Consider the following 23906-nt stretch of genomic DNA (forward strand, 5'->3'; position numbering starts at 1 on the left):
TGCGTGGTTCGCCCTCCTGAGCTTGTCGAAGGGCGAACCACGCACAACATTACTGCTACCTGACTAATTCCCACGCAAATCCACACCGGCTGCAAAAGCTGCAATCAATTCAGGCAGCTGTCCCGTCTCCAGAAATGGAGCGTGACCTTGTCCGCGAACATTGATGAATTGCAGGGCAGGGTGACGGCGCGTCATTTCATCGACTGTTTCCTGCGCCAAAAGAGTAGTGTTTTCACCACGGATTACCAGCAGGGGCAGGTCCTTCAATAGCTCAAACTGTGCCCACAGGTCGGGAAGTTTGACGCTGAAATCAATTCCCTCCAGCGTTTTCAACAGGTTAGGGTCATAGTCGGAGCGAATGACGCCCTCGTCCTCGCGATAGATCGCGTGGGCAAAACGATCCCAATCCGCATCGATAAGGGCCGGAAATGCCTTGCCGTGAACCGTTTTTTGCAGTGCTGCGGCTTGTCGCCAATCTGCCGGAGGCTTGGCTTTAGACAGATATTCATTGATCTGCCGGAATCCTTCCGAGGCAATTTCAGGTCCGATATCATTGAAGATCACGCCGCTTAAAATCTGCGGCGCGATGGCGGCAAGCACGTGAATGATGAAACCGCCGCGCGAAGTACCAACAAATACCGCGTGGTTGATGTCCAGAGCCTTCAAGCCCGCAAGAACATCCCCTGCTTCGACCCGGATATTGTAATTCTTCCACTCGGGGTCATAGGCGGAAAGCCCGCGACCGCGATAGTCGAATGTCACCACTTTGCGCGGCGTGTCCGGATGATTGGCAAGGGTAAGAGCCAGCTCATGAAAATCCCGGCTGTTGCGCGTCAGTCCCGGAAGACAAATGAGCGGCAGGTTTTCATTTTCGGTCGTGGGATAGTAAACGCGGGCATAAAGCTTCAACCCGTCTGGTGCGTCGAAAAAGACTTCTTTGAAAGAACCGCTCACGATACTAGCTCCATTTCTAACAGCCCCTCCCTGTCGCTTTGCGACCTCCCTCCCCACGAGGGGGAGGGTAAGAGCGCTGCGGCTGAGTAAACCTCGTATGTGAAACTGTCACGGTTGCAAAATCAAGCACTGATAAACCCTCCCTTGTGGGGAGGGAAGTCGCGTAGCGACAGGGAGGGGCATCTAGACTTTCGTTAACTCAAAAGTTGTTATCAGCCGCGGCGTCCGGCTGTCAGGTCGCTTTCAATCTGGGCCTTGCCGGTAAGCCGTGCCTTATAGACCTGATAGTTTTCCATCACCCGCTGCACATAGTTGCGCGTCTCTGTGTAGGGAATACGCTCGATCCAATCGACAACCTCATCGACAGATTTGCCGCGAGGATCACCATATCGGGCCTTCCATTCGTTGGCACGCGTCGGTCCTGCATTATAACCCGCAAAGGTAAGTACATACGAACCATCGAACTTGGCGATCTGCTCACCGAGGAATTTTGCTCCCAACGTGGCATTATACGCCGCATCCGTCGTCAGGCGGGCTTGCGAATAATTCATCCCGGCCCGTGTTGCCACGCCCTTGGCTGTGCCCGGAAGCAGTTGCAGAAGGCCGCGAGCACCGGCGCTCGAAACAGCGCCAGGGTTGAATTCACTTTCCTGCCGGGCAATTGCATAGGCCAGCGCAGTACCGGAGCCTGAAATATTGGCGTTGCCGGGGATGGCGCCGATAGGGTGCGACAAGGCACCTACATCAATGCCGCGTTGTGCCGCGGCCTTGCCGACGCGCAGAGCCACGAAATGGTTGTTCTTGCGTTCGGCCATTACTGCCAGCAAAGCCAGTTCACCCGGGCTATCGAGTTCTTGTGCAAGGCTGGTGTAGAGCATGGCGGCGCGGCTATCATAGCCCGTCTGCTCCAGCCTCTGTATGGCGCGAACAGCTTCACGTCCGGCAAAGCGGTTGCGCTCGGCATCAGTTGGCTTTGGATAGGGCAGTTGCAGGCTGCTTTGGCCAAGCTTGGCTGCGGCCAGCTGGCCATAGAATGTCGTTCCGTAGCGCGATGCGCGTGCATAATAATCGCGGGCGCTGCCTGTGCTGCCTTCCTCGGCTGCACGGCCCAGCCAGTAATAAGCACGCGAGGCTGACATTGGACGTGATGAAATCTCTGCTATACGGGCGAAATGGCGCTGGGCCGTTTTAGGATCACGCAGTGCACGCAGTGCATACCATCCCGCATGAAATTCCGCATCTGCGGCAACACTGGGTGTTTCAGCGCTATGCATGGCGGCGACGCGATAAGCACGCTTGGCATCGCCAATATCCAGCAATTCGCGCGAAAGCACACGGCGCTCGGTCCACCATGCGTCCGGGTCTACGAGCGAGGCGGCATCACGCGGGGCAGTGTTGAGCACATCCGCCGCTTCCTTGTATTTTTCGGCCCGGCGCAGATATTGCGCCTTGGCGAAAATATAAGCTGCGTTGGACTTCCACGATCCGTCGACCTCAGCCAGCTTCTTGCCAGCATCGGGAGATTTTTGCAGTACGGCAGCAAAGCCCTGATAGAGTGATGAAGCATTGGCGAGCTTGGCCACACGACCGGCAGACTTGACCTTGCCTTCGTAAAGCATGGTCAGCATGCGCGTCAGATGGTCGGAACGTGATATGACCTGTGAGAATTCCTTCAGGACCATCGCTTCCTGATTGTCGTCCAGCTTCTTGGTACGCCAGAACGGTCCAAGCACCATCTGAGCAGTGCGGGTATTCCCGTTTGCTACATGTGCGCGGGCAAGAATGACAACGCCTTCAACTGTCTGCGGCGCAGTATTTCCAAAAGCATTGATGACGACTGAGGGAGCCGGGTTTTCCTTATAGAGCGCGCGCTCTGAATTGTTGCGGAATGTCGCCATGCCCGGCCAACCCGGAAGTTCTGCGGCGGCATTGGCAATCTCGGAAGAGGGCAGACCTGGCGCATTGGAAAGGCCAATGGCCCAGGTCAGGATATGACGATCAAGCGCTTGCGCGGGCAGGCCATTGCGAATGCCGACAGCGCGCCGAACATCGCCGGAAGAAATGGCATCAAGGCCGCTTTTGAGGCTTCCGGCAATAGCCGATGGCTTTGAAGGTTGGCCTATACCGGAGGTTGTAACCGGATCAGGATGTGTGATCGCCTGCATGGCCGGATTGGCGCGGGTCTGGGTCGGCGCAAATGGGCGTAATGTGGGCGTTGGTACAGCATTTTGGGCATGGGCTGTCGTTACCGCCATTGCACAGGCGGATCCGAGAAGAACAAGACGCAAAACAGAAGTTCTCAGCATACAGACTACCGGTTACTCAAAGGGTTGAATCCATGGCCCCTGATCCAGAGACCTGTAGACCAGATAATAGTGGCGGACGTATGAAAGGGATATTAACGAAAGGTTATCCCGGACGATCGGATTTGAATAGACATCATCTCGATTAGCTATCTTTCCTCCAGATGTTCCCGGCATAGAAGTAATTGACGATGACAAACGCCAAATTCGATCACGCAAGTGTGAAGGCGCAAGGTGACGAAAAACCCAAAATGGCGGCAGAAGCCAGTCGTGATTTCATATGAATATAAATTTAATTGAACGGTCGTTTTATTAATTCTATTGAGACTTGTACCCAATACGTGGTTTTGGCAGGTTTTAAGCCGTCTTTTGGCAGTGTTTTCACCCTTCTAGGATTAGGTTCGAAGAAAACAGGCGCAAAATGCGATGAAAACTGTCGAATTTGCGAGCAAATTAGCAATCTAAGCATGTAAAATGGTTGTGCGAAGTTGATTGTTTTCATCACGCAAATGAACTTGTGCCGTAAGGCTCGTCCGACTATGGTGCGCCACCTTCTTTCCGGCTACGGAGAGAGGATAATCTTTTGTTATTCTGGAGTTTCCCATGCTGAAAGGCTCAATCACCGCACTCGTCACCCCATTCCTTGATGATGGTGCGTTTGACGAAAAAGCCTTTCGCAGCTTTGTTTCCTGGCAAATTGCCGAGGGCACCAATGGCCTTGTTCCAGTAGGAACAACCGGAGAATCTCCGACGCTTTCTCACGCCGAACACAAGCGTGTTGTGGAAGTTTGTATTGAGGAAGCCGCTGGCAAAGTGCCGGTTATCGCCGGTGCCGGATCAAATAATACCCGCGAAGCTATTGAATTGGCTGAGTTTTCTGAAAAGGCTGGTGCCAACGCAATTCTTGTCGTCACGCCATACTACAACAAGCCGAGCCAGCGCGGTCTCTACGCTCACTATAAGGCGATTGCCGAATCTGTCTCGCTGCCGATCATCATCTACAATATTCCGGGCCGTTCGATTATCGACATGACACCGGAAACGATGGGCCAGCTTGCCAATGATTTCAAGAACATAGCGGGCGTCAAGGATGCGACGGGCAAGATCGAGCGTGTCTCGGAACAGCGTATTTCCTGCGGCAAGGACTTCATTCAATTGTCTGGGGAAGATGCTACCGCGTTGGGCTTCAATGCTCACGGCGGCGTAGGTTGTATTTCAGTGACATCCAACGTTGCACCCCGTCTTTGTGCTGAGTTTCAGGCGGCGACACTCGCCGGCGATTACACCAAAGCATTGGAAATACAGGATAAATTGATGCCATTGCACAAGGCGATGTTTATTGAGCCAAATCCGAGCGGTCCGAAATATGCACTCTCCAAGCTAGGCAAGATTCAGAACGCGCTTCGTTCGCCAATGGTCCAGATTGAGGCTGCAACTGCTGCCCGTATCGATCAGGCTATGCGACATGCGGGACTGGTGAATTAAGGTTCGAAATCCCATATAAATTGCATGAATAAGCCAAAATCTGCTTCAAAACCCATCACGGTTCGCAAAATCATTGCCGAAAACCGTAAAGCGCGCTTCAATTTCGAGATTCTCGACACGCTGGAGGCTGGCATTGTTCTGGCGGGTACTGAGGTTAAATCCCTCCGTAATAATCAGTCGAATATTGCCGAAAGCTATGCGAGTTTTGAGAATGGCGAATTTTGGCTGATTAACTCCTACATCCCGGAATACCTTCAGGCCAACCGTTTTAATCATGAACCACGCCGTCACCGTAAGCTATTGATTAGCAAGCGTGAAATGTCACGGCTCGGACAATCGATAGACCGGGAAGGCATGACCATCGTGCCGCTGAAGCTTTACTTCAACGATCAGGGCAGGGCGAAGCTGGAAATTGCAGTCGCCCGCGGCAAAAAGCTGCATGATAAGCGCGAAACTGAAAAGCAACGCGACTGGAACCGTGAAAAGTCGCGGCTTCTTCGCGACCGCGGTTAGACTTCAATCAAAATTATCTTGCAATATCATCAAGATAGCGTCTGACTTCTGCGAAGACGCTCTTAAACATCGGAGTCGTCAGTCGTCCGGTATTTGTGTTGTAACGCGAGCAATGATAGCTCGAGAAAATCCGGACATTCCCTATATCGTTCTGCCCGCCATGGCTGAATGGAAACTTTGCTACAGGCCGGCCAAATGCCCGCACGGTTGACTGGTGCGCTATCGTGCCCAGCGTCACAATCGCGCGTAAATTGGTGAATTGCTCTATGGTTGGCGTCAAAAACCGCCGGCAATTGCTGATTTCGCCGCCGACCGGCTTGTTTTCCGGCGGAACACATCGGACAGCATTTGTGATGGACGCATTGACAAGTTGCAGCCCGTCGTCGGGTCGCGCCGCAAAGGTTCCGTTAGAAAAGCCATATTCAGACAACGTGCTGTAGAGCAGATCGCCTGCGTAATCGCCGGTAAACGGCCGCCCTGTACGGTTAGCGCCTCGTACGCCCGGAGCAAGACCAACGATCAACAACTGCACGGAATCAATACCGCCGACCGGAAGAAATGTCGGTACGGGGGCGTTGTGCCAGCTTGGCTCCTTTAATCGCCACTCGGCGATAAAGTCATGTAAACGCTGGCAAATCGGGCAATCGGGGGAGGGTTCGACACTCATAGGTCGCTAGAAAGCACAATGCCGCACGGATTTCCATGCGGCATTTTCTTGATCCCGTTGAAGGCATCAATATTCGACTTGTTCTTCTTCAACACGCTGGCGTGGTGCACGCTCGGAAGCCTCACGACCGATTTCGCTGCGTAGTGATGTCAAGTCGATGAAATGATCCGCCTGACGGCGCAATTCATCAGAGATCATCGGTGGCTGGGTCGAAAGCGTCGAAACAACACTGACCTTGCGGCCCTTGCGCTGCAGTGCTTCTACAAGAGAACGGAAATCACCATCGCCGGAGAAGATAACAAAGTGATCTACTGTATCAGTAAGTTGCATAGCATCGACAGCAAGTTCGATGTCCATGTTGCCTTTTATCTTACGGCGCCCAGCAGAATCGGTAAACTCCTTAGCAGGCTTTGTTACAACTTTGTATCCATTGTAGTCTAACCAGTCGATCAAAGGGCGAATTGAAGAGTATTCTTGGTCTTCAACCAATGCAGTATAATAATAAGCACGCAACAAGTATCCACGCTTTTGAAAAGCTGTGAGCAACTTGCGGTAATCAATATCAAATCCCAGTACCTTGGAGGCTGCGTAGAGATTTGCACCGTCAATGAACAAGACGATCTTTTCCCGGGGGTCAAACATAATAAGGTTCCATTTCAAAAATCTGAGCGTCAATTTCAAATGAGCTTGTTTTCTAAAGTAGCCCGATCTGATCTTATACGAAAGTCTAATATATTAAGTACGTCGAGTTCGCAGAAAAGCCAATACCCCGGCTTGCAATTTTGTACACATAACTAGACAGAAGTGCTCAAAATTCAGTTGATTTTCTGCTCTAGCAAACCAACACGTTAAATCTGTGACGCGCTTTTGCTTGTTTTTTGCCCGCAACCGCGTTATGTCCGCAGTAATCCGCTAATTCGTTTAAAAATGAAAGGGGCAGTTCATGGCCCGCGTCACTGTTGAAGATTGCGTTGACAAGGTAGAGAACCGCTTTGAACTGGTTCTGCTTGCCAGCCATCGCGCCCGCCTTATTTCGCAAGGCGCTGCGATCACTATTGATCGCGACAACGATAAGAATCCGGTTGTTGCTCTGCGTGAAATCGCAGATGAGACGCTTTCACCAGGCGATCTGAAGGAAGACCTTATTCATTCGTTGCAGAAGCATGTTGAAGTGGATGAGCCGGAAGCCGCAGCATCTGCACCGATTGCCGCCATCGAAGGTCAGGTTGCTGAAATTGCAGCAGATGACGATGACAACGTTTCCTTCGACTCCATGTCGGAAGAAGAATTGCTGGCTGGCATCGAGGGTCTTGTGGCCCCGGAAAAAAGCGACGACTACTAATCAAATATCGCGTGAAAGCGCGATAATCAGCCAATTTCGGCTTTTGATGCGTCGCAGTTTCTGCGGCGCATTATTTTTGCGTCTTGGTAACGCAATTACCATATAGGCTGCATACTCTTCAGTATGTATTTGAATTCCGTGTGTGAGGTGCCCGTCCATGATGCGTCAGTATGAGCTTGTCGAGCGTGTTCAGCGTTACAAGCCTGACGTCAATGAGGCGCTGCTTAACAAAGCCTATGTTTATGCCATGCAGAAGCATGGACACCAGAAACGCGCATCCGGCGACCCTTACTTTTCTCACCCGCTGGAAGTCGCGGCTATCCTGACGGACATGCATCTCGATGAGGCAACTATTGCTATCGCGCTGCTACATGACACCATTGAAGACACATCAGCCACGCGTCAGGAAATTGACACGCTGTTTGGCCCGGACATCGGCAAGCTGGTCGAAGGGCTAACCAAGCTGAAGAAGCTTGATCTTGTTTCGAAAAAGGCTGTTCAGGCCGAGAACCTGCGCAAGTTGCTGCTGGCAATTTCGGATGATGTGCGGGTGCTTCTCGTCAAGCTTGCCGACCGTCTGCACAATATGCGCACGCTGCACCATGTGCCGGAAGATAAGCGTCTGCGTATCTCGGAAGAGACGATGGACATCTATGCGCCATTGGCTGGCCGCATGGGTATGCAGGATATGCGTGAAGAGCTGGAACAGCTGGCGTTCCGCTACATCAATCCGGAAGCTTTCAACGCCGTAACCAACCGGCTTGCGGAGTTAATGGAGAAAAATCGCGCAACGCTACAGCAGATTGAGACTGATCTCTCCAGCCTGTTCGAAAAGAATGGGATTAAGTCCAGTGTAAAAAGCCGGCAGAAGAAAGCTTGGTCTGTCTTCCGCAAGATGGAAAGCAAGGGGCTTTCCTTCGAGCAATTGTCCGATATTTTCGGCTTTCGCGTAGTCGTTGATACAGTGGCAGATTGCTATAATGCTCTAGGCATTATCCATACCACTTGGTCGATGGTCCCGGGCCGCTTCAAAGATTATATTTCTACACCGAAACAGAACGATTATCGCTCGATTCACACGACGATTGTTGGTCCGTCGCGGCAACGCGTGGAATTGCAGATACGTACCCGGGAAATGAATGACATTGCCGAGTATGGTGTTGCTGCCCATTCGATCTACAAGGATCGCGGCAGTGCGCAAAACCCTCATGTTATCTCGACAGAAACCAATGCTTATGCATGGCTCCGCCAGACAATCGAAGCTTTGGCGGAAGGCGATAATCCGGAAGAGTTTCTCGAACATACGAAGCTTGAGCTGTTTCAGGATCAGGTATTCTGCTTTACGCCGAAAGGCCGTCTGATTGCTTTGCCACGCGGCGCGACGCCAATTGATTTTGCTTATGCAGTTCATACCAATATCGGTGATAGCTGTGTCGGTGCGAAGGTCAATGGACGTATCATGCCGCTGATGACTGTCCTGCATAATGGCGATGAGGTCGATATCATTCGCTCGAAGTCTCAGACACCGCCCGCTGCATGGGAAGGCATCGTTGTAACTGGTAAAGCCAGAGCAGCTATCCGCCGCGCCACCCGTCTTGCGGTACGCAAACAATACTCCGGACTTGGTATGCAGATACTTGAACGCGCCTTCGAGCGGGCAGGGAAGGTCTATTCGCGCGATGAGCTGAAGAAGGGACTGCCGCGCCTTGCGCGCAAGGAAATAGATGATGTTCTTGCCGCTGTAGGTCGTGGCGAACTGCCGTCATCTGACGTGATGAAAGCCGTCTATCCGGAATATCAGGACGCCAAGGTGAAGCCTACTCCCAGCGAGCGTGAAGAGGGCTGGGTGAACTTCCGCAACACATCCGGCATGATCTTCAAGATGCCTGAGGGCGCGGAACCCGGTGGGCCTCAAGCCTTGCCTATCCGCGGTGCAAGCCACGATATGCCCGTGCATTTCTCGCCTGAAGGCGCGGTGCCGGGAGATCGTATCGTAGGCATTCTCCAGCCGGGATCGGGCATGACAATCTATCCGATCCAGTCCTCTGCATTGATGGCTTATGATGACCAGCCGGAACGCTGGATCGATGTGCGCTGGGATGTGGATGAGAGCCGCCGTGACCGTTTCCCTGCCCGTATCAATATTTCAGCAATCAATGCACCGGGTTCATTGGCCGAGATCGCGCAGATCATCGCTGAGAACGAGACAAATATTCACAACCTATCGATGGTTCGCACGGCGCCGGATTTCACCCAGATGATCGTTGATCTTGAGGTCTGGAACCTGAAGCACCTCAATCGAATATTGTCGAAATTGAAAGAGAGCAATTGCGTCAGTGATGCCCAGCGCGTCAACGGATAAGCAACTCTACGAAAGCCCAAACAAATTAGCGGGGAAAGCATGAATACGAATGAAGTTTTGGACGTTTTTCGCGAAGCCGGTGCGGTTTTGGAAGGCCATTTCATTTTGACATCAGGGCTGCGGAGCCCGGTCTTCCTGCAGAAGGCTCGCGTGTTCATGCATGCTGACAAGACCGAACGTGTTTGCCGTGGACTGGCTGAGAAAATCAGAAACGCTAATCTCGGACCGATCGATTATGTCGTCGGACCTGCGATTGGCGGCATTATTCCGGCTTATGAAACATCACGGCATCTTGGTGTTCCAGCCATCTGGGTCGAACGGGAAAATGGTACTTTCAAGCTGCGCCGCTTCGAGATTGCCAAAGGTGCCCGCGTCGTAATCGTTGAGGACATCGTGACGACCGGCCTTTCCATCCGCGAAACCGTGACGTGCTTGCAGGAGTTAGGCGCAGAAGTTGTTGCAGCCGCTTGCATTATCGACAGGTCTGCCGGGAAAAGTGATGTCGGTGTCCCGTTGATTGCACTGGCGGAGTATGAAGTTCCGGCTTATCCTGCCGACAAGCTTCCGCCGGAACTTGCCGCAATTCCGCCCGTTAAACCGGGTAGCCGCAATATATGATCGAACAGATGTCCAGTACGAGTCCTCTGACTTGCACTTTGGATAAGAGGACTGAACCAAATGCTCTTCAGGCAGCGTAACGTTCCAGGCTTTCGTGAGCGGCTTCGCCTCGCGCTCTGGCCACGCCGCTCGATTGGCCGGTCCCTGCGCTATTTCGGTAAACGCGTTCTGCGCCTGAGGGCAACGCCACATTCCATTGCAATTGGTTTTGCCTGCGGGATTTTCGCGGCTTTTATTCCAATTTTGGGTGTACATATTGCCGTCGCATTGGCGATTGCCTGGTTGATCGGCGGCAATATTGCAGCTGCTGTTATCGGAACCACTTTGGGAAATCCGCTTATTTTGCCTTTTATTTGGGCTGCAACGCTGGAGGTCGGACGTTTCGTCATGACTGGAAGTCTGAGCGGAGACCCATTGCCGCCGCATCTCGGCGGGATGTTGCGCCACCTGGATTTTGGTGTTTTGTGGCATCCACTGATTGAGCCGATGCTGATCGGAGCAGTGCCTCTGGGATTGGCTGCGGCAGCGCTGACTTATTTTCCCATTCGCTGGACTGTAGCCAGTTTTCAGAGCAGGCGTCCAGTTGTCCAGATGCAAAAGATCACTGAAAACCCATGATTGTCGGCGTCGGGAGCGATTTGATCGATATCAGGCGGATTGAAAAAACCCTTGAGCGTCATGGAAAGCGCTTTATCGACAGGGTCTATACGCCCATTGAGCAAGCAAAATCCGAGCGGCGTAATCAGCGTGCAGCGTCTTACGCGAAACGTTTTGCCGCAAAGGAGGCTTGCGCCAAAGCACTCGGAACAGGTCTTGCGCAAGGCGTATTCTGGCGGGATATGGGGGTCGTCAATCTGCCAAGCGGCGCGCCAACCATGAAACTCACCAATGGCGCAGCAGAGCGCTTGGCGAAGCTCATTCCGGCCGGTTTTGCGCCGCGTATCCATGTAACCATCACTGACGATTTCCCTCTCGCACAAGCATTCGTGATTATCGAGGCGTTGAAAATCGAAGAATAGCCGTATTCAAAGGGCAATCAGCGGCATTGCTCCCCGAGCCCTCAGCGGTTAAGAGGGGGCACATTCTGTTTTGGAGAGATAAGAAGCGTGAGCGATAAAGCTGTTGTGAAAAATTCCGGTGGTCTTGGCGAGACGGTCAGCGTCATCGTGCAGGCACTCCTGCTTGCGCTGGTAATCCGGACATTGCTGTTCCAGCCGTTCAATATTCCTTCTGGCTCCATGCGCCCGACGCTGTTGGAAGGTGACTATCTCTTCGTCTCCAAGTTCTCCTACGGCTATTCGAAATACTCGATTCCATTTGCGCCGGATCTGTTTTCCGGTCGCATATGGAGTGGCGACCCACAGCGTGGCGACATTGCTGTATTCCGTAAGCCAAATGATACATCCCTTGATTTCATCAAGCGCGTGATCGGCCTGCCGGGAGACAAGATTCAGGTTCGCGGCGGCGTGCTTTACATCAATGACGTTGCTGTGCCGCGGGAAAAAGTAGGTCAGATCGATAATCCGGATATTACTGAGGCCCAAGGCCCGGTCGATGTCTATCGCGAAGTCCTGCCGAATGGCATCACCTATGACACGCTCGACCTTACGCCCAACGGCGTCGGCGACGATACCCGCGAATTTGTTGTGCCTGCCGGACATTACTTCATGATGGGGGATAATCGCGATAATTCCAGCGATAGCCGTTTCGATGTGGGCTATGTTCCGCTTGAGAACTTCATCGGGCGTGCGAACATTATCTTCTTCTCGATAGCAGGCAAGGCAAGCCCACTTGAACTCTGGCGTTGGCCATCGGAATTGAGATTTGACCGCTTGCTGCACAGCGTCAACGCGGCGCCAAATTCCGTGCAGAAAAATTGATCTGCCGATGAGCCTGTCTGCTGACGCCGTACACAAACTTGAAGAGAAAACGAAACATGTTTTTCGTGATCTCGGACGGCTTGAACGCGCGCTGACGCACTCAAGTGCACGGCCATCGGCAGGCTCGGATTATGAGCGGCTCGAGTTTCTGGGCGACCGCGTGCTTGGGCTTGTTATCGCGGATATGTTGTTCCGGGCTTATCCTACCGCGGCGGAAGGCGAGTTATCGTTACGATTGAATTCGCTGGTGAACGCCGATACCTGTGCTGCTGTAGCCGACGAAATCGGCTTGCATGAATTCATCAAGACTGGCTCTGATGTCAAAGGACTGGCTGACAAACGGCTGAAAAGCCTGCGTGCCGATGTCATCGAATCATTGATCGCAACGATTTATCTGGACGGCGGGCTTGAAGCGGCGCAACCTTTCATCGAGCGATATTGGGACGCGCGTTCGAAAGGAAGCAATTCCGCTCAGCGCGACCCCAAAACTGAATTGCAGGAATGGGCACACCAGCAAAATGGTGCTCAACCTTTATACAGCGTTGTTGAACGAACCGGACCCGACCACGATCCGCAGTTTACGATCCGGGTTGATGTGAAGGGCTTCGAAGCAGCAACAGGCAAAGGACGTTCCAAACGTCTGGCGGAGCAGGAAGCCGCCATTGCATTGCTTTATCGTGAAGGCGTTCGTCAGAAGACGCAGGAAGACACAGGAAATGACTGAACACGAACAAACGCCCGCGAGTGAAGCCGAACAGGCTGTTCCAACGCGTTCGGGCTTTATTGCCCTGATCGGCGCGCCAAATGCGGGTAAATCAACGCTGGTAAATCAGCTTGTCGGTAGCAAGGTTTCGATCGTTACACATAAGGTGCAGACGACGCGCGCTCTGGTTCGGGGAATTGTCATCCACGAGCAAACGCAGATGGTTCTGGTTGATACGCCGGGTATTTTCAAGCCGAAGCGTCGTCTCGACCGCGCAATGGTGACAACTGCCTGGGGCGGCGCTAAGGATGCGGACCTTATTCTGGTGTTGATTGATGTCGAGCAGGGCATTGATGACGAAGCCGAAGTTCTTCTGGAAAGCCTGCGTGACAAGAAACGCAAGGTCATACTCGTTCTGAACAAGGTGGATCGCATCGAAGCGCCGATGCTGCTTGAACTTGCCAAGAGGGCCAATGAGAAGGTCAAATTCGATCAGACCTTCATGATTTCGGCGCTTAAAGGTTACGGCTGCAAGGATTTGCTGAAGTATCTGGCGGAAAATCTGCCGGAAGGTCCATGGTACTATCCGGAAGACCAGATCTCAGATATGCCCATGCGAATGCTTGCCGCCGAGATCACCCGCGAAAAGCTTTATCTTCGCCTGCATAATGAATTGCCTTATTCCTCGACAGTCGAGACGGAAAGCTGGGAAGAGAAGAAGGACGGTTCGGTCCGCATTCAGCAGGTCATTTACGTCGAGCGTGATAGCCAGAAGAAGATCGTTCTTGGTCACGAAGGTCAGGCTATCAAATCGATTGGTCAGGCAGCCCGCAAAGAACTGATGGAAATACTTGAGCAGAAGGTTCACCTGTTCCTTTTTGTCAAGGTTCGTGACAATTGGGGCAATGATCCCGAGCGCTACCGTGAAATGGGGCTTGAATTTCCGCAATAATAGCGCCAAGTCTCGGCTATGGAATGGCGAGACGAAGGCATCATCCTCGGGACGAGGCGGCACGGGGAAACCAGCGCTATCCTTGAACTGATGACCCGCGAGCATGGCCGGCATCTTGGGCTTGTCCGCGGTGGCCGTTCGCGCCGCATGCAGCCATTATTGCAGGCGGGAAATCGTGTAGACGTGATCTGGCGTGCCCGAATGGATGAGCATCTGGGCATGATGCAGGTAGAGCCGGTCAGCTTTTCCGCAGCGCGGCTGATTGAGCAACCAGTTGCCCTATATGGCTTGCAGCTTGCTGCCTCCCACCTTCGTCTTTTGCCGGAACGCGATCCTCACCAAAACCTCTTCGAAATTCTCGCTGTCATCCTTGAGCATTGCGAAGACACCATGATTGCTGGTGAATTGCTCCTACGTTTCGAGATTGTGATGCTGGAAGAATTGGGCTTTGGCCTTGATCTCAAGCGTTGTGCTGCAACCGGTGTTGCCAATGACCTGACTTACGTGTCGCCGAAATCGGGCAGGGCGGTATCACGCGATGCCGGTGCACCGTGGGCAGACAAGCTGTTGGTCATGCCGCCTTTTATGGTTAGCTCCAACGTTCGCGCTGTATCGATGACAGAGATTAGCGATGCATTTCGTTTGACCAGTTTTTTCTTCACAAGGCACGTGTGGGAACCGCGAGCGCAAAAGCCGCCTGAAGCCCGGGACGGCTTTCTCAATGCGATTGCCAGATCTTTGAAAAACAGTGGCGGACAAGACGCCTCCGCGGAAAGGCCCGTTCCTCATGAGCCATGATGTTGCAGATGCGATTGATTTCCCAGCGGGCGTCGGAAAATTGCCGCTTGGCGATTTGGCGGTGCGCAGTGGCCTGGAGATATTGCAGGCGATGCTGCGCGGAGAGTACCCGGCACCGCATATCGCCAAAACACTTTCGTTCACACTGCATGAAGTAGAGCAGGATCGCGTGGTGTTTAAAGGGCTGCCCTCCATCGAGCATCTTAATCCGATGGGCGGAGTACATGGTGGTTGGATTGCAACGCTTATGGATTCGGCGCTGGCGTGCTGTGTCATGACCACGCTGAAGCCAGGCGAAGCTTACACGACCGCAGAATTCAAGGTAAATTTGGTCCGCCCGTTAAGCGTAGACACCGGTATGGTGTTTTGCGAGGGCAGGGTTATCCATCGAGGACGCACACTGGCAACTTCCGAAGCATTTCTGAAAGACAGGAACGGCAAGCTGCTTGCGCATGGCACCGAGACTTGCTCCATTTTTCCGCTCGAAAGCTTCGTTCGCACGAAATAACCGGGCAAGTTCGATAAAATTTGTTGAAATTTGGCAACTTTTTCTTAGCAAATGTGGTGGGCCAGCGCATCTCCCTATGAAGTCGTTGACTTGATAATAGAGCTGTGCTGAACATTAATGCATTGCAGAATGCAAAAGTTCTGCGGGGTGCGGTCGAGGAGGATCGCGGGGGAGGAAGTAATGGACAGTTTCTTGACCGGCCTGAAGGCCGCAGTTGACACTATGGGACCAACGGTCCTGCTACCTATTGTTATATTCATCATCGCTTTAGTATTGGGTGCCAAGGTTGGGCGGGCGTTTCGTGCAGCAGTCACCATTGGCGTGGCTTTCATCGGTATTAATCTTGTCTTGGGGCTCATGCTCACATCCATTGGCGATGTGGCAAAGGCCATCGTGACCAATACCGGTATCCAGCGTGACATCGTTGATGTGGGCTGGCCTTCCGCTGCCGCTATCGCGTTTGGCTCGTCGGTTGGATTATGGGTTATTCCTATCGCGATTGCCGTCAATATCGTCCTGCTTTTGACCCGCATGACACGCACGTTGAACGTCGATGTCTGGAATTTCTGGCATTTCGCCTTTATCGGATCGCTGGCAGTTGCTGCTACGAACAGCCTTGTTTACGGGTTGATTGTCGCCGCGCTAATGGTTGCGCTGTGTTTGCTGTTTGCTGACTGGTCGGCAAAGGCCGTGCAGAAGTTTTACGGTATTCCGGGTATTTCAGTTCCGCATCTGGCATCCGCGCAAATATTGCCGATTGCTATCGTGCTAAACTGGATCATGGACCGCATTCCGGGCATCAACAAGATTGAACTCAATACGGAAACATTTGAAAAACGCTTCGGTGTCTTCGGTGAGCCGGTCATTCTCGGCCTGATCATTGGTTTGGTGCTTGGCATTATTGCCTACTACAATGCGGGCGATTTCGGTGTTGTTCTGACCAAAGTGCTCCAGACGGGCATGACCTTGGCAGCAGTAATGCTACTTCTGCCACGTATGGTCAAAATCCTGATGGAAGGGCTGCTTCCGGTATCAGATGCTGCACAGGAGTTTGTTCGCAAGCGTACAGGTGACCGCGAACTGCTCGTTGGTCTCGACTCCGCTATCCTGATCGGCCATCCGGCGGCAATCTCATCGTCACTGATCCTTGTGCCAATCGCCATTATCTTGTCGATAATTCTGCCCGGTAACCGTGTGATCCTGTTTGCCGATCTGGCAGTTATTCCGTTCATTGTCGCAATGACAGCGCCACTTTTGAAGGGCAATGTCTTCCGTATGGTTATCGTCGGCACATTTACGCTGGCCGTTGGTTTCTACGTCGCCAACGCGCTCGCACCGCTCTTCACGGCTGCTGCACAGTCTTCGGGCTTCCAGATGCCCCCAAATGCGGTTCAGATTACCAGCGTGGTCGATGGCTTCCTATGGATACCTTATGTGGTCATGGCGCTCATCAATAATCTGGGTGCAATCGGACTTGCGGTTATGGCCGTGATCATCGCCGGTGCATTCTGGGCCTATCGCCGCAACGCAGCTGCCTGGGAGAGGGCGGCAGGTGCAGACGATGAGATCGCTGAAACAAACTGAGTCGCATTGAGTGGAGTAACCAAATGGCGCAAGCCCTGATGAACTACCTTGACCCCGGAGCCATTCTTCTTGGGGTCGAGGCCAAAAGCGATCAAGAGGTGATACGGCTTTTGGCAGAGCAGCTTCATTCCCTTGGGCATGTTAAACCTAGCTTTTCCGATGCTGTGCTCGCACGTGAGGCCCAATTGCCGACAGGGCTGCCGCTTGGGACGGACAGTAATGTTGCCGTGCCACATACAGACCCGGAACATGTCTTGAAGCCGGGTCTGGCATTTGCCACGCTGGCAACGCCGGTCTTGTTCGCCAATATGGAAGACCCGGATGAAAAGCTGCCCGTCAGGCTCGTCTTTCTCATGGCTCTTAACGACAAGGACAAACAGGTCGAAATGCTTCAACAAATCGCCGGTACAATTCAATCTCCGGAAACGATTGATGCTTTGATTAAATCGAAATCCGTGGAAGACGTTTTGCGCTTACTCGGCTAAGTTGCCAGCGTGAATAAGGGGGGCATACATGACTAAGCCAAAAACTGTATTATTTGCTTGCGGCACCGGCATTGCGACGTCCACCGTCGTGGCCCATGCCGTTGAAGACGCATTGAAAAAACGCGGTATCAGTATTGCAACACGGCAGTGTAAGACGACCGAAGTTGCCAGCAATGTAGCTGATGTCGATCTAGTCGTATCGACTGCGCAACTGCCAAAAGACCTTGGCAAGCCTGCGATCACGACGCTCGCATTCCTGACAGGTATCGGCAAGGATGACGTGCTCGACAAGATTGAATCAATTCTGCGCAGCTAAGCCTTTGCAACATCAATTGCCGCCGCCCATTAAACCGGGCGGCGTTTTCTTTTCAGGAAATAATATTGATCCCGAGCAATTGAACAGATGTGATTAGGTCCTAAATATGGGGCAGTGTACCAGAAAGAATATGCTTCACGCGTTCAGGGAGTAATCGGAGAAACGAGATGAAACTCATTTTTTCAGTTTTGATTTTGACAACGGTTACTCTCACTGGATGCGTAAGTTCCGGCAAAGTCAGTCCTCTGGTCTACTGCGATAGAGAGACCGATCTCAACCCAAAGGTTTTCACCAATTGCACTCCGCATATTGCTGAAGGGCCATAAATCAAGGAATATCATGAGGTTAACTTTGCAGGTTCTGGCCGTAGGGGTGCTGACTTTAACGGGCTGTGCAAATTCGGGCAACGTAAGCCCGCTGGTGTATTGTGATAGGCCAACGGATCACAATCCGACTGTTTTCACGAATTGTACTCAACATATTGGCGGGGATAGCCCTCTCAGGAGAGAACGTGAAAGCCGCCGGTATAATGGTAATCGTCATTATACAACCTCTAGCTGAGTTGAAATGACGACGATGGCCCTTGGCTTAAAGTCGAGGGCGTCCTGCTGCAGCTTTAGACTAAAGTTTGAAAATCAGGCTCTTGAAGCCGGCGAAATAATCCCCTATTTAGGAACTGACGGCCTTGCCGTTTTTCTTTTGATCATAAATATGCTCATATTGAGTATAAGTGATCGGCGGCAATAACCGGAAAGGGTTAAGCTGCATTGGATGTCCAGGAGGAATATGGATATGACCAACACTGCCCGCATCAAAACTGCTGGAAAAAGCAGTTCCTCAAGCCAGTCTGCAGCGGATCGTTTTGGTATCCTTGAAATGCCGGATCTCACCTACACGCCTGAGGTGGCTGCGGAAACCGAGCATCTCTACGCGCGGGTTGCTCATCATATCCCCCGCCTCGAATGGCCTGTCTATGCGCCCTATGTGGCCGCCATCAACCGGCTGAAAAAACAGCGTAACGCCGTAATCCTTGCCCACAACTATCAAACGCCGGAGATTTTCCACTGCGTGGCGGATATTGTTGGCGACTCCCTTCAATTGGCCAAGGAGGCCACGAAGGTCGATGCCGAGATTATCGTGCAATGCGGCGTCCATTTCATGGCTGAGACCTCGAAACTGCTCAATCCTTCCAAAACCGTATTGATCCCGGACATGAGGGCTGGCTGCTCCCTGGCGGAGTCAATTACAGGTGCCGATGTGCGGCTTCTCCGGGAAACCTATCCGGGTGTTCCGATTGTCACCTATGTGAATACTTCTGCTGAGGTGAAGGCCGAGAGCGATATTTGCTGCACATCCGCAAATGCAGTGCAGGTTGTCGAAAGCTTCGGTGTTGACCGTGTCCTGTGCATTCCCGACGAATTCCTTGCACAGAATGTTGCTGCTCAAACCGATGTGAAGATACTTACCTGGAAGGGGCATTGCGAGGTACATGAGCGCTTCACCGCCGATGAACTTCTTGCTTATCGCGCTGCCGATCCTGAAATTCAGATCATTGCGCATCCGGAGTGTCCGCCGTCAGTTGTTGCAATTGCCGATTACACCGGCTCCACCAAGGGCATGATTGATTACGTGAAGGATAATCGTCCGGCGAAGGTTCTGCTCGTGACAGAATGCTCTATGGCATCCAATATCGAGTCGGAAGTGCCGGAAGTAAAGTTCATTAAACCATGCAATCTTTGCCCACACATGAAGCGTATCACCCTGCCGAACATTCTTGAAAGCCTGGTCTATATGCGCGACGAAATTCACGTCGATCCGTTGATCGGTGAACGCGCGCGGCTTGCTGTTGAACGCATGGTCAATCTGAACAACTGACGCCGGAGGCGACGCTTATGTCAACTCAATCCGATCCCGTCATCATCATTGGCGGCGGACTTGCAGGTCTGTTTTGTGCATTGAAACTGGCGCCTCGGCCGGTCACGATTCTCGCAGCGGCCCCGATAGGGCGAGGAGCCTCTTCCGCTTGGGCACAAGCGGGTATCGCTGCTGCTGTATCGGAGGGTGATACCAAGGAAAAGCATGTCGCGGATACGGTTGCAGCGGGCGATGGCATTGTTGACGAGGCTGTCGCATCTCTGATGGCAAGCGAGGCTGCTTCACGCGTTCACGACCTCCTCGGATATGGTGTGCCATTTGACCGCGACCTTGAAGGAAAGCTGCAGGTTTCCCGTGAGGCAGCCCATTCGGAAAGCCGCATTGTCCGTGTCCGTGGTGATATGGCAGGTCGCGCCATCATGCAGGCGCTGGTTAAAACCGTTGAGAATACGCCTTCAATTCGCGTCATGGAAGGTTATGTTGTTGAAGATCTCATGACGAGCCGGGGCAGTGTTACCGGCGTCATAGCCCGCACAGAAGCGGGGCGGGGCTCACAGGTAAAACTGTCATCGCGGACCGTGGTAATTGCAACGGGCGGAATTGGACACCTTTACGCTGTAACGACAAATCCCTCGGAGGCGCGAGGTGAGGGTATCGGCATGGCTGCTCGTGCAGGTGCCAAGATGGCCGATATGGAGTTTGTTCAGTTTCACCCGACTGCTCTTGATGTGAACAAGGACCCGGCACCGTTGGCTACGGAAGCTCTGCGCGGCCATGGCGCTACGCTTATCAATCGTGAGGGTGAACGCTTCATGCTCAAGATTGACCCCGATGCCGAGCTTGCGCCGCGTGATGTTGTTGCTCGGGGTATCTATGCCGAAGTCATGAGCGGACGTGGCGCGTGGCTGGATTGCACCAGGGCAGTTGGGGCCTCGTTTGCCGAGGAGTTTCCTACAGTCTATAAATATTGCCGCGACGCTGGCATCGACCCTGTCATCGAACCTATCCCCGTTGTTCCTGCGGCGCACTATTTCATGGGGGGGATTATGACGGATGCGGATGGTCGTACTTCCATCGATGGCTTGTGGGCATGCGGCGAATGTACCTCAACCGGCGCACACGGTGCAAACAGGCTTGCATCCAATTCGCTGCTGGAAGCCGTCGTATTTTCGGCTCGTATAGCAGCGCAAATCGGTCAGGTTAACGAGAGCAAATCGGATGACTGGTCTAAAGGCTCCGTTGATAGAGACGACCTGACAGCGGAAGACGATACAGACGCAATGACGACCTTACGAGAAACGATGAGCGCGAGCTTTGGCGTTATCAGGGACCGCGACGGCATGATGAACGGGCTGAAGGTCATCGTTGAACTGGAACGTGAAAATACCGATGCAGCCTTCCGCAATGTGCTTGCCACGGCGAAGCTCGTTGCTATAAGCGCCCTCAGGCGGCTCGAGAGCCGCGGCGGGCATTTCCGTACGGATTTCCCTGAGAAGCGCCCTGAATGGCAGCATAGGACATTTCTGACGCTAGCAGATGCCGAGATGACGGTAAGTGAATTGATGGAGTTTGCCTGATGGTCTCGCAACAACCTTATCCGCAGTCGCTGCCGCAGCTGCTTGTAGATGATGCAGTAAAGACCGCCTTGCTGGAAGATTTGGGCCGGGCGGGCGATATCACCACTAATGCTACGCTTCCGGAAGATGCAACAGCTCGTGCGGTGCTGTCCAGCCGCGAGGCCGGAACGATCTGCGGAATGGGTTTTGCACGCGCGGCCTTTGCGTTGATCGATCCTTCGCTGAATTTTGTGGCGCTCACGAAAGATGGTGCGCGTGTAAAGCCGGGAGAGCATATTGCGCTGATAGAGGGTAATGCCCGGTCAATCCTGTCGGCGGAGCGTGTCGCACTTAACTTTCTCATGCATCTGAGCGGTATTGCCAGCTACACCGCAAAGTTTGCCGATCTGATCGCTCATACGAATGCAAAGGTTTGCGATACGCGCAAGACCATTCCCGGCATGCGCGCTTTTGCCAAATATGCGGTGAAATGCGGTGGTGGATCAAATCATCGTTTCGGGCTCGACGATGCCGTTTTGATAAAGGATAATCACATCGCTGTTGCCGGTGGTGTAGCCAAAGCTATTCTGGCGGCGCGGGCCTATGCCGGACATTTGGTGAAGATCGAAGTGGAAGTCGATGGACTCGACCAATTCGAGGAAGCACTGGATGTAAATGCAGACGTGATTCTTCTTGATAATATGGGCCCGGAACTGCTTGAAAAAGCGGTAAAAATTAACGCAGGTCGTGCCAAGCTGGAAGCTTCCGGAGGTATCGGCTTCGATACGATCAAAGCCGTTGCGGAAACTGGTGTCGACTATATATCGACATCGAAAATCACAATGGCAGCGCCAACGCTGGATATTGGACTGGACATCGTACTGACATGAAAGTCATTGCCACAATTGCACAGCTTCGCGCTGCGCTGAAGTCTGAACGCCAGCAGGGAAAATCCATTGGTCTTGTTCCGACCATGGGATATCTGCATGTCGGTCACATGGCGCTGGTACATGAGGCGAAACATGTTTGCGACATCACGGTGGTTTCGATTTTCGTCAATCCGACCCAGTTCGGTCCAAATGAAGACCTTGCTGCCTATCCCCGCGATATGAAGGGCGATCTTGCCAAGCTTGAGGCGGAGGGAGTGAATTATGTATTCACGCCGGAAGTCGCTGAAATCTACCGGCCAGGCGCGCATACGATCGTCGATAATCCGCTGCTCTCACGCATCCTGATTGGAAAAATCCGCCCAGGACACTTCCGCGGCGTAACGACGGTTGTCACGAAGCTGTTCAATATCGTGCAGCCGGACCATGCCTTCTTCGGCGAGAAAGACTACCAGCAGTTGACAATCATCCGGCGCATGGTGGCTGATCTGGATATGCCGATAGAAATTACCGGCGTGGCTACAGTGCGTGAAAATGATGGACTTGCCTGTTCCTCGCGTAATGCGATGCTGAAGCCGGAAGACCGCAAAGCCTCAGTTGTGTTGGCGAAATCGCTCGCAAAAGCGGAGCAGATGGTAAAAGAGGGCCAGCGATCTGTGCCGGCAATACGCAACGCTGTTCGTGCCGTGCTTGAAACCGAAAAGCGTGGCGATATTGAATCTGTCGATATTCGTGATGCAACGACACTCGATCCGGTTTCCGGCAAATTCAAACAACCTGTTGTCGTCCTTTTGACAGTGCGATTTGGAAAAGTACGGCTGATTGATCAGCAGGTTATTGGCTGAGCCAAACCGGGGGAGAAACATGAGCCAGCAGATCATCACGCGCCGGGTAACTGCGCCGGAAATCAAAAGCCGCAAGGGCACAATCCCGATTGTCGCGCTAACTTCATATCACGCTACAACTGCTCGTATTGCTGATGAGCATGCGGATATTCTTCTCGTAGGCGACAGTCTTGGCATGGTTTTATACGCGATGGACTCAACGTTGGGTGTCTCGCTCGACATGATGATCATGCACGGAAAAGCCGTCGTGCGGGGTTCCAAGAAAGCAATGGTCGCTGTCGATATGCCATTCGGCTCTTATGAGGAAAGCCGCGAAATGGCGTTCCGCAGCGCGTCACGTGTCATGCAGGAAACGGGCTGCGGTGCAGTCAAACTTGAGGGCGGAGTGCAGATGGCTGAAACCATTCGCTTCCTTACTCAGCGCGGTATTCCCGTCATGGCGCATATCGGTTTGACGCCACAATCCATCAATACTCTTGGCGGTTTCAAGACCCAAGGTCGCGATACGGCGCTTTGGCCACTTATTAAAGCGGACGCTCAGGCAGTATCAGATGCCGGAGCGTTTTCGGTAGTTATCGAAGGCGTTGTCGAGCCGTTGGCTGCTGAAATCTCACGCGAAATTGCAATTCCAACAATCGGAATTGGCGGCTCGCGTGAGTGTGACGGTCAAATCCTCGTGCTCGAAGATATGCTAGGCTATAATCCGAAGCCGCCGCGGTTCGTGAAAGTCTATGGCGCTGTGGGTGAGGCAATCGACCAGGCAGTCAAGTCTTACGCTGAAGACGTACGCTCACGCCAGTTTCCTGGCGATGAGAATGTCTATCCGCTGAAATAACTGGTTCACCCCTTGGCGTTACAATCCGAGTGACCATCGGCCCAGCGGCGCACGTCTGAAGCGATGCGATTGCCCAGAGAATTGCCCATCAAAGGGCCAAACGCTTCAACTTTTGCCGGATTGCCTTCAGCGTGAATCACGAGAAGAGGGCGTCCTCCGGGGTTGCCGGCAGGCACCACTAGAATACGGGGCCTGCCCGAAAAGGAGTTAAGCTCTGGAGCAAGACGATATGGCTTGAAGCTTGAATCGCCGGATTTGAACCAGCAGCTGTTAGCCGCCAAGGCAACACGTTCCATTGTAGGAAGCGCCGCTTTACTGGAGGAGAATGCCAAACCACCGGGGCCCGGCTTACTGCTGGACTGGCATCCGGCAAGCGCCGCAAGCGTAACGATGACGACGATGCCGAATGCCGGTGTTCTCATTTTCAATCTCCAGTAC

At 52.9% G+C, this 23906-nt stretch carries 25 protein-coding genes; 20 read left to right on the top strand and 5 right to left on the bottom strand.

Annotated features, from left to right (window positions below):
- Positions 1-63: 63 nt before the first annotated feature.
- Both ABKW30_RS24860 and ABKW30_RS24865 read right to left on the bottom strand, forming a co-directional pair.
- A complete protein-coding gene (locus ABKW30_RS24860) occupies positions 64-954 on the bottom strand; it encodes an alpha/beta hydrolase (protein WP_348601634.1) in 891 nt (296 codons plus the stop codon).
- Between the two features lie 212 nt (positions 955-1166).
- Positions 1167-3209 (bottom strand): lytic transglycosylase domain-containing protein, encoded by a 2043-nt coding sequence (locus ABKW30_RS24865; RefSeq protein WP_348601743.1) that lies wholly within the window; start codon positions 3207-3209, stop codon positions 1167-1169.
- 651 nt (positions 3210-3860) lie between these two features.
- Here ABKW30_RS24865 and dapA point away from each other — a divergent pair.
- Both dapA and smpB read left to right on the top strand, forming a co-directional pair.
- Positions 3861-4742: a 4-hydroxy-tetrahydrodipicolinate synthase gene (dapA, locus tag ABKW30_RS24870; protein WP_348601635.1), complete on the top strand. Its 882-nt coding sequence runs from the start codon at positions 3861-3863 to the stop codon at positions 4740-4742.
- A gap of 24 nt (positions 4743-4766) precedes the next feature.
- Positions 4767-5255 carry an SsrA-binding protein SmpB gene (gene smpB, locus ABKW30_RS24875; protein ID WP_348601636.1) on the top strand — a complete coding sequence of 163 codons (489 nt, stop codon included), beginning with the start codon at positions 4767-4769 and terminating at the stop codon, positions 5253-5255.
- 13 nt (positions 5256-5268) lie between these two features.
- Here smpB and ABKW30_RS24880 read toward each other — a convergent pair whose 3' ends face one another.
- Both ABKW30_RS24880 and ABKW30_RS24885 read right to left on the bottom strand, forming a co-directional pair.
- On the bottom strand, positions 5269-5922 hold the full coding sequence (locus tag ABKW30_RS24880; protein ID WP_348601637.1) for a uracil-DNA glycosylase: 654 nt from the start codon (positions 5920-5922) through the stop codon (positions 5269-5271).
- A 66-nt stretch (positions 5923-5988) separates the two neighbouring features.
- Positions 5989-6564 carry an NYN domain-containing protein gene (locus ABKW30_RS24885; RefSeq protein ID WP_348601638.1) on the bottom strand — a complete coding sequence of 192 codons (576 nt, stop codon included), beginning with the start codon at positions 6562-6564 and terminating at the stop codon, positions 5989-5991.
- A gap of 301 nt (positions 6565-6865) precedes the next feature.
- Here ABKW30_RS24885 and rpoZ point away from each other — a divergent pair, with 301 nt between their 5' ends.
- The 18 genes from rpoZ (at position 6866) to panB (ending at position 23468) form a co-directional block, all read left to right on the top strand.
- The gene (rpoZ, locus tag ABKW30_RS24890; RefSeq protein ID WP_348601639.1) at positions 6866-7264 is read left to right on the top strand and encodes a DNA-directed RNA polymerase subunit omega; all 399 of its coding nucleotides are present in this window, start codon (positions 6866-6868) and stop codon (positions 7262-7264) included.
- A 157-nt stretch (positions 7265-7421) separates the two neighbouring features.
- Positions 7422-9626 carry a bifunctional (p)ppGpp synthetase/guanosine-3',5'-bis(diphosphate) 3'-pyrophosphohydrolase gene (locus tag ABKW30_RS24895; RefSeq protein ID WP_008128658.1) on the top strand — a complete coding sequence of 735 codons (2205 nt, stop codon included), beginning with the start codon at positions 7422-7424 and terminating at the stop codon, positions 9624-9626.
- A gap of 39 nt (positions 9627-9665) precedes the next feature.
- Entirely contained in the window at positions 9666-10244 is a 579-nt protein-coding gene (gene pyrE / locus ABKW30_RS24900; protein ID WP_348601640.1) for an orotate phosphoribosyltransferase, read from the top strand.
- Between the two features lie 60 nt (positions 10245-10304).
- Complete coding sequence (locus tag ABKW30_RS24905) at positions 10305-10862, top strand: DUF2062 domain-containing protein (protein WP_348601641.1); 558 nt, start codon at positions 10305-10307, stop codon at positions 10860-10862.
- The gene (gene acpS / locus ABKW30_RS24910; protein ID WP_348601642.1) at positions 10859-11263 is read left to right on the top strand and encodes a holo-ACP synthase; all 405 of its coding nucleotides are present in this window, start codon (positions 10859-10861) and stop codon (positions 11261-11263) included. Before ABKW30_RS24905 ends, acpS begins: the two co-directional genes overlap by 4 nt.
- An 87-nt stretch (positions 11264-11350) precedes the next feature.
- Positions 11351-12124: a signal peptidase I gene (lepB, locus tag ABKW30_RS24915; RefSeq protein WP_348601643.1), complete on the top strand. Its 774-nt coding sequence runs from the start codon at positions 11351-11353 to the stop codon at positions 12122-12124.
- Between the two features lie 7 nt (positions 12125-12131).
- On the top strand, positions 12132-12848 hold the full coding sequence (gene rnc / locus ABKW30_RS24920) for a ribonuclease III (RefSeq protein ID WP_348601644.1): 717 nt from the start codon (positions 12132-12134) through the stop codon (positions 12846-12848).
- Positions 12841-13779, top strand: coding sequence for a GTPase Era (era, locus tag ABKW30_RS24925; RefSeq protein ID WP_348601645.1), 939 nt, complete (start codon positions 12841-12843; stop codon positions 13777-13779). The genes rnc and era overlap by 8 nt, the downstream gene beginning before the upstream one ends.
- A gap of 18 nt (positions 13780-13797) precedes the next feature.
- Positions 13798-14577, top strand: coding sequence for a DNA repair protein RecO (gene recO / locus ABKW30_RS24930; protein ID WP_348601646.1), 780 nt, complete (start codon positions 13798-13800; stop codon positions 14575-14577).
- Positions 14567-15085: a PaaI family thioesterase gene (locus tag ABKW30_RS24935; protein WP_348601647.1), complete on the top strand. Its 519-nt coding sequence runs from the start codon at positions 14567-14569 to the stop codon at positions 15083-15085. Before recO ends, ABKW30_RS24935 begins: the two co-directional genes overlap by 11 nt.
- A gap of 180 nt (positions 15086-15265) precedes the next feature.
- Positions 15266-16669, top strand: a complete 1404-nt coding sequence (locus ABKW30_RS24940) for a PTS transporter subunit IIC (protein WP_348601648.1) — start codon at positions 15266-15268, stop codon at positions 16667-16669.
- A gap of 23 nt (positions 16670-16692) precedes the next feature.
- Positions 16693-17154 (top strand): PTS sugar transporter subunit IIA, encoded by a 462-nt coding sequence (locus tag ABKW30_RS24945; RefSeq protein ID WP_348601649.1) that lies wholly within the window; start codon positions 16693-16695, stop codon positions 17152-17154.
- A gap of 28 nt (positions 17155-17182) precedes the next feature.
- Positions 17183-17470, top strand: coding sequence for a PTS sugar transporter subunit IIB (locus ABKW30_RS24950; RefSeq protein WP_348601650.1), 288 nt, complete (start codon positions 17183-17185; stop codon positions 17468-17470).
- A gap of 792 nt (positions 17471-18262) precedes the next feature.
- Entirely contained in the window at positions 18263-19345 is a 1083-nt protein-coding gene (nadA, locus tag ABKW30_RS24955; protein WP_348601651.1) for a quinolinate synthase NadA, read from the top strand.
- Between the two features lie 17 nt (positions 19346-19362).
- Complete coding sequence (locus ABKW30_RS24960) at positions 19363-20922, top strand: L-aspartate oxidase (protein WP_348601652.1); 1560 nt, start codon at positions 19363-19365, stop codon at positions 20920-20922.
- Positions 20922-21791: a carboxylating nicotinate-nucleotide diphosphorylase gene (gene nadC / locus ABKW30_RS24965; protein WP_348601653.1), complete on the top strand. Its 870-nt coding sequence runs from the start codon at positions 20922-20924 to the stop codon at positions 21789-21791. The genes ABKW30_RS24960 and nadC overlap by 1 nt, the downstream gene beginning before the upstream one ends.
- On the top strand, positions 21788-22633 hold the full coding sequence (panC, locus tag ABKW30_RS24970; protein WP_348601654.1) for a pantoate--beta-alanine ligase: 846 nt from the start codon (positions 21788-21790) through the stop codon (positions 22631-22633). The genes nadC and panC overlap by 4 nt, the downstream gene beginning before the upstream one ends.
- A gap of 19 nt (positions 22634-22652) precedes the next feature.
- Positions 22653-23468, top strand: a complete 816-nt coding sequence (gene panB / locus ABKW30_RS24975) for a 3-methyl-2-oxobutanoate hydroxymethyltransferase (RefSeq protein WP_348601656.1) — start codon at positions 22653-22655, stop codon at positions 23466-23468.
- A 5-nt stretch (positions 23469-23473) separates the two neighbouring features.
- On the opposite strand, the gene ABKW30_RS24980 is transcribed toward panB, so the two are convergent.
- Positions 23474-23890 carry a hypothetical protein gene (locus ABKW30_RS24980; protein ID WP_348601657.1) on the bottom strand — a complete coding sequence of 139 codons (417 nt, stop codon included), beginning with the start codon at positions 23888-23890 and terminating at the stop codon, positions 23474-23476.
- Positions 23891-23906: the final 16 nt, after the last annotated feature.

Source organism: Phyllobacterium sp. SB3 (assembly GCF_040009165.1).
GTDB lineage: Bacteria > Pseudomonadota > Alphaproteobacteria > Rhizobiales > Rhizobiaceae > Phyllobacterium.

Coding starts and splice junctions, on each gene's coding strand:
- ABKW30_RS24865 (WP_348601743.1), bottom strand. CDS start 3,209: ATGGCGGTAACGACAGCCCATGCCCAAAATGCTGTACCAACGCCCACA.
- dapA (WP_348601635.1), top strand. CDS start 3,861: ATGCTGAAAGGCTCAATCACCGCACTCGTCACCCCATTCCTTGATGAT.
- smpB (WP_348601636.1), top strand. CDS start 4,767: ATGAATAAGCCAAAATCTGCTTCAAAACCCATCACGGTTCGCAAAATC.
- ABKW30_RS24880 (WP_348601637.1), bottom strand. CDS start 5,922: ATGAGTGTCGAACCCTCCCCCGATTGCCCGATTTGCCAGCGTTTACAT.
- ABKW30_RS24885 (WP_348601638.1), bottom strand. CDS start 6,564: ATGTTTGACCCCCGGGAAAAGATCGTCTTGTTCATTGACGGTGCAAAT.
- rpoZ (WP_348601639.1), top strand. CDS start 6,866: ATGGCCCGCGTCACTGTTGAAGATTGCGTTGACAAGGTAGAGAACCGC.
- ABKW30_RS24895 (WP_008128658.1), top strand. CDS start 7,422: ATGATGCGTCAGTATGAGCTTGTCGAGCGTGTTCAGCGTTACAAGCCT.
- pyrE (WP_348601640.1), top strand. CDS start 9,666: ATGAATACGAATGAAGTTTTGGACGTTTTTCGCGAAGCCGGTGCGGTT.
- ABKW30_RS24905 (WP_348601641.1), top strand. CDS start 10,305: ATGCTCTTCAGGCAGCGTAACGTTCCAGGCTTTCGTGAGCGGCTTCGC.
- acpS (WP_348601642.1), top strand. CDS start 10,859: ATGATTGTCGGCGTCGGGAGCGATTTGATCGATATCAGGCGGATTGAA.
- rnc (WP_348601644.1), top strand. CDS start 12,132: ATGAGCCTGTCTGCTGACGCCGTACACAAACTTGAAGAGAAAACGAAA.
- era (WP_348601645.1), top strand. CDS start 12,841: ATGACTGAACACGAACAAACGCCCGCGAGTGAAGCCGAACAGGCTGTT.
- recO (WP_348601646.1), top strand. CDS start 13,798: ATGGAATGGCGAGACGAAGGCATCATCCTCGGGACGAGGCGGCACGGG.
- ABKW30_RS24935 (WP_348601647.1), top strand. CDS start 14,567: ATGAGCCATGATGTTGCAGATGCGATTGATTTCCCAGCGGGCGTCGGA.
- ABKW30_RS24940 (WP_348601648.1), top strand. CDS start 15,266: ATGGACAGTTTCTTGACCGGCCTGAAGGCCGCAGTTGACACTATGGGA.
- ABKW30_RS24945 (WP_348601649.1), top strand. CDS start 16,693: ATGGCGCAAGCCCTGATGAACTACCTTGACCCCGGAGCCATTCTTCTT.
- ABKW30_RS24950 (WP_348601650.1), top strand. CDS start 17,183: ATGACTAAGCCAAAAACTGTATTATTTGCTTGCGGCACCGGCATTGCG.
- nadA (WP_348601651.1), top strand. CDS start 18,263: ATGACCAACACTGCCCGCATCAAAACTGCTGGAAAAAGCAGTTCCTCA.
- ABKW30_RS24960 (WP_348601652.1), top strand. CDS start 19,363: ATGTCAACTCAATCCGATCCCGTCATCATCATTGGCGGCGGACTTGCA.
- nadC (WP_348601653.1), top strand. CDS start 20,922: ATGGTCTCGCAACAACCTTATCCGCAGTCGCTGCCGCAGCTGCTTGTA.
- panC (WP_348601654.1), top strand. CDS start 21,788: ATGAAAGTCATTGCCACAATTGCACAGCTTCGCGCTGCGCTGAAGTCT.
- panB (WP_348601656.1), top strand. CDS start 22,653: ATGAGCCAGCAGATCATCACGCGCCGGGTAACTGCGCCGGAAATCAAA.
- ABKW30_RS24980 (WP_348601657.1), bottom strand. CDS start 23,890: ATGAGAACACCGGCATTCGGCATCGTCGTCATCGTTACGCTTGCGGCG.